At 39.0% G+C, this 12,287-nt stretch carries 3 protein-coding genes; all 3 read left to right on the forward strand.

Annotation, left to right across the window (positions count from 1 at the left end; all coding sequences use genetic code 11):
- Positions 1–4 precede the first annotated feature (4 nt).
- From AC5JL8_RS14855 to AC5JL8_RS14865, 3 genes are read left to right on the forward strand one after another with little or no spacing between them, the layout of a single operon-like run.
- A complete protein-coding gene (locus AC5JL8_RS14855; RefSeq protein ID WP_495880555.1) occupies positions 5–6,376 on the forward strand; it encodes an amino acid adenylation domain-containing protein in 6,372 nt (2,123 codons plus the stop codon).
- Positions 6,373–11,181, forward strand: a complete 4,809-nt coding sequence (locus AC5JL8_RS14860; protein WP_495880556.1) for an amino acid adenylation domain-containing protein — start codon at positions 6,373–6,375, stop codon at positions 11,179–11,181. Before AC5JL8_RS14855 ends, AC5JL8_RS14860 begins: the two co-directional genes overlap by 4 nt.
- Positions 11,182–11,233: 52 nt before the next feature.
- A complete protein-coding gene (locus tag AC5JL8_RS14865; RefSeq protein ID WP_495880557.1) occupies positions 11,234–12,286 on the forward strand; it encodes a TauD/TfdA family dioxygenase in 1,053 nt (350 codons plus the stop codon).
- The last annotated feature ends 1 nt before the right edge of the window (position 12,287 follow it).

The following is a 12,287-nucleotide window of genomic DNA, read 5'->3' on the forward strand; positions in this document are numbered from 1 at the left end:
CAATATGCAAACAGAAACTACTAGCGGTTTTAGACTCGCACCTCAACAAAAACGACTGTGGAATTTACAACAAAATAGTTCTGCTTTCTGCTCCCAAGCTAGTATTTTGATTGAAGGTAATCTCCAAAAAGAGATTCTTCAAAAAGCCATTGCTCAAATAGTCAATGCTCATGACATCCTAAGAACAAGTTTTTATCGCCCACCTGGAGTAAAAACTCCAGTCATGGTAGTTGCAGATAAGAGTTCATTTAATTGGCAATATCTAGATTTCAGTCATTCCGTCCAGGAAGATATTTCTCTGAAAATTCAAGAATTATTTTGGGAAGCAAGACAGGAACATCAAAATCTATCTCAAGCTTATCCACTGCGTTTATATTTAATCAAGCTGTTAGATGCTCAGCATATTTTAATTATTTCTCTGCCTGCATTATGTGCTGATACTAGAACAATCAAAAATTTAGTTAATCAAATTAGTCAAGCTTACGATCAATGCTGCCAAGGCAATGAATTTAGCACAGAGTATGTACAGTACGTACAATTTTCTGAATGGCAGAATCAATTACTTGAAGATGAAGATGCAGAGGAAGCTCAAGAATATTGGCAACAACAAAAAATTAGCTCTTTATCAGCGTTAAAATTACCTAATGAACGGCAAGGAAAGAGTGAGCAATTTCTAACTGATACTTATCAGTTAGTTTTTAGCCAAGAATTATCTGATAAGATTTATTACTTTGCCCAAAAGTATGATAAAACGCCTGATCTCATCTTACTAGCCTGTTGGCAAATACTAATTTGGCGGCTCACAGGAGAGTCAGAAATAGTCATTGGTACAGCAAGCGATCGCCGTAACTATGAAGAGCTTCATAACGTACTTGGCTTATTAGCAACTTGGCTACCAATTAAAACTAAATTTACATCTAACTTAAATTTTACAGAATTATTAGCAGCAGTAGCGCAAACATTAGAAAATGCTGCGGAATGGCAAGATTATTTTGTGCCTGAAGCTGTAGAACAGGATTGTTTTATAGCTTTACCTATTGGTTTTGAATTTGAAAATATTACTAAAACTAACTCTGATAATACAAAAGTAACTTTCGCTGTACAGGAAATTTCCAGCTTTATTGAACCTTTTAAAGTAAAACTCATCTGTTTACAACGGAACAATGGTTTGGTTGCAGATTTTTACTACGATATCAATTACTTCTCTCAAGAAATAATTCAACGTCTAGCCAAAAATTTTCAAACTTTATTAATAAATATTCTCGATAATTCAAATACACCTATCAGTCAATTAGGAATACTTAGCGCCAGTGAACGTCAACAATTGTTAGTTGAGTTTAACCAAACAAAGGCTGATTACCGACAAGAGCAATGTATTCATCAGTTATTTGAAGAACAGGTAGAAAAAACACCTGATCAAATTGCTGTAGTGTTTGAAGATGAAAAATTAACATATCAAGAATTAAACTTTAAAGCTAATCAATTAGCTCACTACTTACAAAAGTTGGGGGTAAGACCAGAAGTAGTAGTGGGAATTTGTGTAGAGCGATCGCTTAAATTTATCATATCGTTATTAGCTGTTCTCAAAGCTGGCGGTGCTTACCTTCCACTCGATCCCACCCTTCCCCAAGAGGCGTTACAGTTCCGCTTACAAGATGCTGAAGTATCGGTGTTAATTAGGGACTGGGGATTGGGGACTGGGGATTGGGAAAATGACGTAAATTTAGAGGATGATTGGGAAAAAATCTCTCAGGAGAGTACAGAAAACCTAATTAACAACACCAAGCCGGAAAATCTAGTTTATATAATCTATACTTCCGGTTCTACTGGTAAACCTAAAGGTGTTGCGGTTGAGCATCAACAGCTGCTTAACTACCTATATGGAATTTTGCCAAAACTGCAACTTCCAGCTAATGCAAGTTACGCAAGCGTTTCCACCTTCGCCGCAGATTTAGGTAATACTGTCATTTTCCCTTGTTTGTGTAGTGGTGGATGTCTGCATATCGTATCTTGGGAACGTGCATCAGATCCGTCTGCATTAGCTGGTTATTTCCGCGATCATCCTATCGACTGCTTAAAAATAGTTCCTTCTCATTTAGCAGCTTTGTTAAGTTCCGAGTGTTGGGAAATTTTACCCCGTCAGTCACTAATTCTCGGTGGTGAAGCAGCTGATTGGGATTTGATTGAGAAAATAGAAAAGAATGCGTCCCATTGTCTAATTCTCAATCACTACGGGCCCACAGAAACAACCGTTGGTGTACTGACTTACTCAGTAGGAGAGAAAATTCAGGAAACTGCAACAGTTCCCATCGGTAAACCCATTGCTAACACCCAGATTTATGTATTAGATGCAAATCTGCAACCAGTTCCTTTAGGGGTAGCAGGAGAACTGTATATTGGCGGTGAATCCTTAGCACGGGAATATTTAAACCAACCTGATTTAACGGCCCAAAGGTTTATTACTAATCCTTTCAGTGATGGGGTTCAGCGATTGTACAAAACAGGCGATCGCGTCCGCTATCTGTGTGATGGTAACTTAGAATTTCTCGGTCGTCTTGACGATCAGGTGAAAATTAGAGGCTATCGCATTGAACTAGGCGAAATCTCCACAGCCTTGAGTCAACACCCAGCAGTACGGGAAAGTGTAGTTATTGCTAGGGAAGAGACATCAAAAGAAAAGCGTCTTGTCGCCTACATAGTCCCTACATCTGTTTCAGTATCGGATAATGACTTCCGCAACTTTTTAAAAGCAAAGTTGCCGGAGTACATGATACCCACATCCTTTGTCATCCTCAAAGCTTTACCTCTAACCACTAACGGTAAATTAGATCGTAACGCTTTACCTGCACCAGAAGATGTAGTCAGCAGAGAAACAACCTTTATTCCTCCCCGTACTCCTGTAGAAGAAGTATTAGCGGGTATTTGGGCGCAATTGTTGGGTGTACCACAGATAAGTATTGAAGATAACTTCTTTGACTTGGGCGGACACTCCCTACTAGCTACTCAGGTAATTTCTCGCATCCGCACCACCTTTGGCGTAGAAATGCCCTTACCGCAACTGTTTGAATCTGCAAATTTAGCAGCACTAGCGGCGCAGATTGAAATAGCAATGCGGGGTGAACAACTGGCGATCGCAACCATTACCCCCGTTCCTAGAGATAAAAATCTCCCCCTATCTTTTGCCCAGCAGCGATTGTGGTTTTTTGACCAATTTGAACCAGGTAGCCCATCATATAATCTGCCTAGAACCGTTCGTTTACAGGGGAAACTGAACATAGATGCACTTTCAGCCAGCCTCAACGAAATTATCAAACGACATGAAATTTTGCGGACAAGTTTTGCAATATCTGATGGGCAACCAATCCAGGTAATTTCTCCTTCGGTAAACTTGCAATTACCAGTTGTAGATTTACAAAATATTCCACAAGAACAGCGAGAATTAGAACTATACCGCCTAGCTAAAGAAGAAGCACAAACGGGATTTGACCTTACACAAGCGCCACTATTACGGGCGAAATTGCTGCAATTAGATGCGGAAGATTATGTAATTTTACTGACGCTGCATCATATTGTTTCTGATGGTTGGTCAACAGATATATTGATTCGGGAAGTAGCCGCACTGTATACAGCTTTCAGTGCTGGTAAACCTTCTTTTTTGCCACAATTACCTATACAATATGCAGACTTTGCAGTTTGGCAAAGACAATGGTTAGAGGGAGAAGCATTAAAAAATCAACTTGCTTATTGGCAGAAGCAACTATCTGGTGAACTCCCTATATTACAATTACCTACTGACCGTCCTCGTCCCACAGTTCAGACTTATGCAGGGAAAACTCTATCATTTGTCCTGCCAAAAAGCTTAAGTGAGAAATTAAAAACTCTGTCAAAACAAGAAGGTGTCACTTTATTTATGACACTGTTGGCAGCGTTTAAAATTTTACTATATCGCTACACAAATCAGACTGATATTTTAGTTGGTTCACCTATTGCTAACAGGAACAGAGCAGAAATTGAAAATTTAATTGGCTTTTTTGTTAATACTTTAGTATTGCGAAGTAACCTATCTGGTAATCCTACTTTTCGTGATTTGCTCAAACAAATTCGGGAAGTAGCACTAGGGGCGTATGCTCATCAAGATTTGCCCTTTGAAAAGCTGGTAGAAGAAATACAACCGGAACGTAATTTGAGCCATAATCCTCTGTTCCAGGTAATGTTTGTGTTCCAAAATGCTCCTAGAACTACCTTAGAACTACCAGATTTAAATTTGGAAGTTTTGGATGTAAATAGCGAAACCGCAACTTTTGATTTGTGCCTAACAATGGAGGAATCAGAGCAAGGTTTAAGAGGAAATTTGGAGTACAACACCGACCTATTCGATGCAGAAAGAATAAATCGGGTAGTTGGACATTTCCAAACCTTGCTAGAAGGTATTATTACGAATACTGAACAATGTTTAAGCAATTTACCCTTAGTAACATCTAATGAGCAACGCCAATTACTAGAGTGGGGTCAAAATCAGACATTAGGGGAACATCTACAACAGGGTTTGTGTATTCACCAGTTGTTTGAGGCGCAGGCGGAGAAAACACCTAATGCTGTAGCAGTAGTATGGGAAAATGAACAATTAACTTATCGAGAATTAAACCAGAGAGCTAACCAACTAGCACACTATTTACAAAAGCTGGGAGTTAAACCAGAGGTATTAGTAGGGCTGTATGTAGAGCGATCGCTCTACATGGTAGTTGGGCTATTGGCTGTTCTCAAAGCTGGTGGTGCGTATGTACCCCTTGATCCAGCTTATCCCCAAGAGCGTATCGCCTTCATGTTAGCTGATGCTCAAGTTCCTGTAGTATTGACACAACAAAGACTTGTTGCAGGTTTACCAGCAAATTTAGCCCAAATTATCTGTTTAGATAATCTCATCACTCAAGAATCGACAGAAAATCTTTCTACCGAAGTCAGTTCAGAAAATCTTGCTTATGTAATCTATACATCTGGCTCTACAGGACAATCTAAAGGCGTGATGATTCAACATCGCAGCCTCACAAATGCCTATCTAGCCTGGGAAGAGGCCTATCAACTGCGAACTGCGGCTAGTTCCCATTTACAAATGGCTAGTTTTTCATTTGATGTGTTTACTGGCGACTTAGTTCGCGCCCTTTGTTCTGGTGGCAAACTCGTACTTTGTCCTCGTGACCTATTGCTAGAACCAGCAAAACTTTATGAGTTAATGCTGCGAGAAAAGATTGATTGTGCAGAATTTGTACCAGCAGTATTAAGAAGTTTAATTCTGTATTTAGAACAGAACCATAAATGCCTAGATTTCATGCGAATCATAATTTGTGGTTCTGACAGTTGGTATGGGCAGGAATATAAAAAATTTCGTCAATTTTGTGGAAGCTCAACCCGATTAATTAATTCCTTTGGCTTAACAGAAGCAACTATTGACAGTACCTATTTTGAAACACAAACAATAAATTTATCTTTTGAGCAACTAGTCCCCATTGGTTCTCCCTTCGCTAACACACAAATTTACATCCTCGATAGCTATTTTCAGCCTGTACCTGTGGGAATCATCGGCGAAATTTATATTGGTGGTGCTGGTGTAGCTAGGGGTTATTTACAACGACCGGATTTAACTGCTGAAAAATTTATTCCTAACTTGTTTAGTCAAAAACCAGGAGATATCCTTTACAAAACAGGAGATTTAGGACGTTATCTTGCTGATGGGCAGATTGAATTAGTGGGACGGCTTGACAATCAAGTAAAAATTCGTGGTTTTCGCATTGAACTAGGCGAGATTGAATCAGTATTAAATCAATATCCCGACGTACAAGCAAATGTAGTTATAGTGCGAGAACATAAACCAGGCAATCAACGCTTGGTAAGTTATATAGTTAGTTCACAGCAAAATATTAATACTCCTGAACTTCGCAGATTTTTACAAGATAAACTACCTAGTTATATGCTACCAACGGCGTTTGTCATATTGGATAAACTGCCTTTGTCTCCCAATGGGAAAGTAGACCGTAAAGCTTTACCTGCACCAGATACAGCCACTGCATTGGAAGCAAGCTTTGTCGCACCCCGTACACCAACCGAACAGATAATAGCTGATATTTGGGCTGATGTATTAGGGCGAGAACAAGTGGGAATTTATGACAATTTCTTTGAGTTGGGAGGACATTCGCTCTTAGCCACCCAAGTTATTTCTCGATTGCGTGAAGCCTTTAAAATTGATTTACCTCTGCGTAGCTTATTTGAAAATCCGACAGTTAAAACTTTAGTTGAGTGCATAGAGGGAATTCTGACAGTGCAAAAGTTGCAGGCTGTGCCTGTGCAAATGGTAGAAGACAGAGAGGAAATAGAACTATGAAAACGATCACAGAATTTTTGTCTTACCTTTGCAGCTTGGATATAAAATTATGGGTAGAGAATGAGCGCCTGCGTTGTAATGCGCCTAAAGAAGCCCTCACACCAGATATTAAAGCGGAATTAGCAGCACGCAAATCAGAAATTATAGCTTTTATCAGCCAAGCGAATCAGGCTTTTAAAGCCTCTTCAGAATCTATTCAATCTGTTTCACGTCAGGGAAATATACCTCTGTCTTTTGCCCAGCAGCGACTTTGGTTTTTAAGCCAACTAGAACCAAATAGCAGTGCTTACAATATACCTACAGCAGTCAGACTCACAGGTAAATTAAACATAGCTGCACTGTCTAAAAGCCTCAATGAAATTATCAGAAGGCACGAAATATTAAGAACTACATTTACTGTTGTTGATGGCGAAGCAATACAAGTAATTGGTAAAGGTGAAAACTTTACTTTTTCAGTTATAGATTTGCAGGCACTTTCCGAAGAAAAAAAACAGCAAGAAGTTTTAAACCTAGCTGCTTTAGAAGCACAAAAACCTTTTGATTTTTTACAAGGTCAACTACTACGAGCTAGTTTACTCCAACTAGCAGAAACAGACTATGTTGTATTGTTGACCATGCACCATATAGTTTCTGATGGTTGGTCTACGGGAATATTTATTAAGGAACTCACTGCACTTTATACAGCTTTTTCTCAAGGTCAAGCTTCCCCACTTCCCGAATTGCCAATTCAGTATGCAGACTTTGCTACTTGGCAAAGAAGATGGTTGCAAGGTGAGGTGCTGCAAACCCAACTGGATTACTGGAAACAGCAGTTAGGTGGTAATTTACCCATTTTAGAATTACCGAGCGATCGCCCTCGACCCCCAATTCCATCTAAAAACGGAGCAACACAGCCTTTTCATTTATCTCAATCTTTAACCGAGAAACTTAAAGACCTGTCAAAGCAAGAAGGTGTTACCTTGTTTATGACTCTGCTAGCAGCATTTAAAGTGTTGCTGTATCGCTACACTCAGCAGGAAGATATTATAGTAGGTACTCCCATTGCTAACCGTAATCGAGCAGAAATAGAAGGGCTTATTGGCTTTTTTGTCAATACTTTAGTACTGCGTACAAATCTTGGTAATAATCCCTCTTTTAGAGAACTGTTGCAGCAGGTACGTGAAGTAACTTTAGGAGCTTATGCTCACCAGGACTTGCCTTTTGAAAGGTTGGTAGAAGAACTACAGCCAGGGCGAGATTTGAGCCATAGCCCCTTATTTCAGGTAATGTTCGTGCTGCAAAATGCTACAACAGAACCTATCAAGTTACCAGAATTAACCTTACAAGAATTAAGATTAGAAAAAAATACTGCAAAATTTGATTTAACTCTCTCGCTATCAGAAACAGAGACAGGATTACAGGGAGATTTAGAATACAACACAGATATATTTAATGCTGACAAAATCACCCGAATGTGGAGTCATTTTCAAGTATTGTTAGAGGGAATTGTTTCTAATCCTCAGCAGTGCCTGTCAGAATTGCCATTATTAACAGCAAATGAACAACATCAACTATTAGTAGAGTGGAATAACACTGAAATTGATTATCCTCAAGACCAGTGCATTCATCAATTATTTGAGGCACAGGTAGAAAAAACACCTGATGCTGTTGCTGTGGTCTTTGAGAATCAGCAATTGACCTATCGGGAACTGAACACCAGAGCAAATCAACTCGCTCACTACTTGCAAAAACTGGGAGTAAGACCAGAGGTATTAGTAGGGATTTGTGTAGAGCGATCGCTCGAAATGGTAGCCGGACTCTTAGGTATCCTCAAAGCGGGCGGTGCTTACGTCCCCCTAGATCCAGCCTATCCCAAAGAACGGTTAGGTTATATGTTAGCAGATACCCAAGTTTCGGTGCTGTTAACCCAAAAACATCTATTAGATACATTACCCGCACACAGCGCCCAGACTGTATATCTAGACCAAGACGAAAATTTATTCGTCACACAAAGCACAGCTAACCCAATTAGTCAAGCCACATCTGAAAACTTAGCTTATGTAATTTACACCTCCGGTTCCACAGGAAAGCCCAAAGGTGCAATGAACACTCACAAAGGCTTGGGTAACCGTCTATTGTGGATGCAAGATACATATCAGCTAACAGCAAGCGATCGTGTTTTACAGAAAACACCATTCAGCTTTGATGTTTCGGTTTGGGAATTTTTCTGGCCTTTGTTAACAGGCGCGAGTTTAGTTATAGCTAAACCAGGTGGACATCAAGATAGCAGGTATCTAGTTCAACTAATTGCTCAAGAAAAAATTACCACAATTCACTTTGTTCCCTCAATGTTGCAAGTGTTTCTAGAAGAAACAGAACTAGAGCAATGTGGTAGTCTCAAACGGGTAATTTGTAGTGGTGAGGCTCTATCTTTTGACCTACAACAACGCTTCTTTGAACGATTCAACGCCGAGTTACACAACCTTTATGGCCCAACAGAAGCGGCAATAGACGTAACTTATTGGGCTTGTCAACCTAATAGTAATGAGAAGACAGTTCCTATTGGTCGTCCAATTGCCAATACACAGATATATATCTTAGATAAACATTTACAACCTGTGCCAATTGGTGTCAGTGGTGAGTTACATATTGGTGGCGTGGGATTAGCGCGTGGTTATTGGAATAAACCTGAACTAACTCAAGAAAAGTTTATTTCAAGTCCATTTGAATCAGGACATTTTTTATACAAAACAGGTGATTTAGCACGTTATTTACCTAAGGGCGATATTGAATACCTGGGACGCATTGACCATCAGGTTAAATTGCGGGGATTCCGCATTGAAATTGGGGAAATTGAGGCAGCAATTCATCAACATCCAGAAATCAGAGAAGTTGTAGTTATAGTCACAGAAGACAGACAGGATGCCAAACGTCTTGTGGCTTATGTCGTTCCCCAGTCAACAGATATTTCTGTATTGGAACTACGTAACTTCTTAAAAGCTAAATTGCCAGATTATATGATACCAAGTGCCTTTGTAGTGTTAGAGGAATTTCCTCTCACATCCAATGGCAAAATCGACCGTCGCGCCTTACCTGTACCTGACACAATACAGCAGTCAGAAGAAAATACTTCCCTAATATTGACCCCAGTTCAAGAAATACTTGCTGGTATTTGGGCTGACATTTTAGCTATCAAACAAGTGAGGATTCATGAAAACTTCTTTGAATTAGGCGGTCACTCTCTGTTGGCAACTCGTGTTATTTCTCAAATTCGCAAAGTCTTCAAGGTAGAATTGCCCTTGCGCTGTTTATTTGAATCACCAACAGTAGCAGAATTAGCCGAAGAAATTGAGAACGCTACAAAAGCAGATTTAAAAGTCAAAGTTACCAATATAGGGCATATTTCCAGATCAGGCAATATTCCCCTTTCATACGCTCAACAAAGGTTATGGTATCTCGACCAAATGCAACCAAATAACACTGCATATAACATATGTAACGGTGTTCGTGTTATCGGTTCATTGAATATTCCAGCCTTAGAACAAAGCCTTGATGAAATTATTCGCCGTCACGAAATTCTACGAACAAATTTCATTTCAGAACGTGGGCAGCCAATTCAAGTTATTGCCCCATCTCTCAATTTAAAATTGTCTATTATAGACCTGAGCAAACTATTAGATGCTGAAAGAGAACAAACAGCCCATAACCTAGCTATCCAAGAAGCAGAAAAGCCATTTAATTTAGATACTGAGCCGCTATTAAGAATTACACTTTTACGCCTATCTGAAACAGAATATGTGCTGTTTTTTACGATGCACCACATTATTTCAGATGGTTGGTCTATGGGAGTATTAATTAAAGAATTAGTAGCCCTGTATGAAGCATTTTCTCTTGGTCAGCCATCTCCACTGCCAGAAATACTGATTCAATATGCCGATTTTGCTATTTGGCAACATCAATGGTTACAGGGAGAAGTTTTAGAACAACTACTTAGTTACTGGCAACAACAACTTCAAAACTTACCAACCCTTAAATTAGCCACTGACTATCCTCGGCCTATAACACCAACATATCAAGGTTCAGCACAACTTTTCACATTCTCTCCCACATTATCTCAACAAATCAAAATCCTAAGTAATCAACAGGGTGTAACGCTTTTCATGACCTTGCAAGCGGCTTTTGCAACCTTAATGCATTACTACAGTGAGCAAGATGACATTGTGATTGGTACAGATGTTGCTAACCGTAACCAAGGAGAAACCGAGGGCTTAATTGGATTTTTTGTTAATCAATTAGTATTACGCACCAAGTTTGATGGTAATCCTAGTTTTCAAGAAATACTAGAAAGAGTTCGGGAAGTCACTTTAGATGCTTATGCACATCAAGATTTACCATTTGACAAACTTGTAGAGGCTATCAATCCAGAGCGTAATTTACACAGTACACCATTATTTCAAGTAAAATTAATTCTTCAAAATACTCCCACAAATGCTTTGAATATCTCAGGTTTAACTTTTCAGACCTTGGAAACTGAAACCAAAACCGCCACCTTTGATTTACTCTTTGATATCAGAGTTACAGAGCACGGTCTGACGGGATTATTGAAATATAGTACAGACTTGTTTGCAGCTAAAACTATCGCCCGGATGCTCAAACACTTTGAAACGATTTTGAGCCAAATTGTGGATAAGCCAAATGTAAAAATCAATGAAATCAAAGAAATCTTAGCGCAAGCAGACAAACAAGAAAAACTTACTCAAGAGATAAATTATCAAAATTCTTTACAACAAAAATTGGGCAATATTAGACGTAGATCTGTTAAGTAAGCTATTTTGGTTAATTTGCAACATCTGACTGAACGAATATAGGATACAAGCAATGCTGACAAACCAAAATCAACAAAGTGGTTCCTTAAAATTAGGTAATATAAGACGTAAAGCCGTTAATGTTGGTGAGAATGAATTAATTAAAACAGAGTATCTTCACCACAGCCCTAACTTTCCTTTAGTTATCAAACCAGCAGTTAAAGGTGTAGATTTACTAACTTGGGCTAAAAGTAATCGAGACTTTTTACAAGCAGAGTTATTAAAATATGCAGCAATTCTGTTTCGTGGTTTTAATGTCACATCAATAGAAGAATTTGAGCAAATAATAGCTGCTATTTGTGGAGAAGCATTAGAATATCGCTATCGAGCCTCACCGCGTACTCAAGTAGCTGGCAGAATTTACACTTCCACTGACTATCCGGCTGATCAAAGTATATTCCCACACAACGAACACGCTTATTCGCCTACCTTTCCTTTAAAAATATTCTTCTTTTGCCTAACTCCACCAGCACAAGGGGGAGAAACACCAATTGGTAATAGTCGTCAAGTTTTCGCCAATATTGACCCCAAAATAAGAGAACGATTCATTGAAAAAAAAGTTATGTATATGCGTAACTTTGGTGATGGATTTGGCTTACCTTGGCAAACAGTTTTTCAAAGCACAGAAAAAGCTAAGGTAGAAGAATATTGTCATAAAAACGGTATTGATTTTGAATGGAAAGAAGGCGATAAATTAAGAACCCGTCAAGTTGGCCCAGCTATTATCAAACATCCCATAACTGGAGAAATCGTTTGGTTTAACCATGCAACTTTTTTCCATGTCTCCACACTAGAACCAAATATCCGTAATACTTTATTATCTTCTTTTAAAGAGGAAGATTTACCAACAAATACATATTACGGTGATGGTTCTGTAATTGAGCCTGAAGTTTTAGAGCATCTTCGCCAAGCTTATCAACAGCAAATGGTTACTTTTACTTGGGAAAAAGGAGACGTATTGATGCTCGATAATATGTTAGCCATACACGCTCGTAATCCCTTTGTTCCACCCAGAAAAATTTTAGTAGGAATGGCTGAACCCTATACTCCTTCAGTTGCAGTATAAA

This window comes from Mojavia sp., from assembly GCF_059505145.1.

What these genes read in the sequence shown, in the direction of transcription:
- AC5JL8_RS14855 (WP_495880555.1), top strand. Translation starts at nt 5, where the DNA reads ATGCAAACAGAAACTACTAGCGGTTTTAGACTCGCACCTCAACAAAAA.
- AC5JL8_RS14860 (WP_495880556.1), top strand. Translation starts at nt 6,373, where the DNA reads ATGAAAACGATCACAGAATTTTTGTCTTACCTTTGCAGCTTGGATATA.
- AC5JL8_RS14865 (WP_495880557.1), top strand. Translation starts at nt 11,234, where the DNA reads ATGCTGACAAACCAAAATCAACAAAGTGGTTCCTTAAAATTAGGTAAT.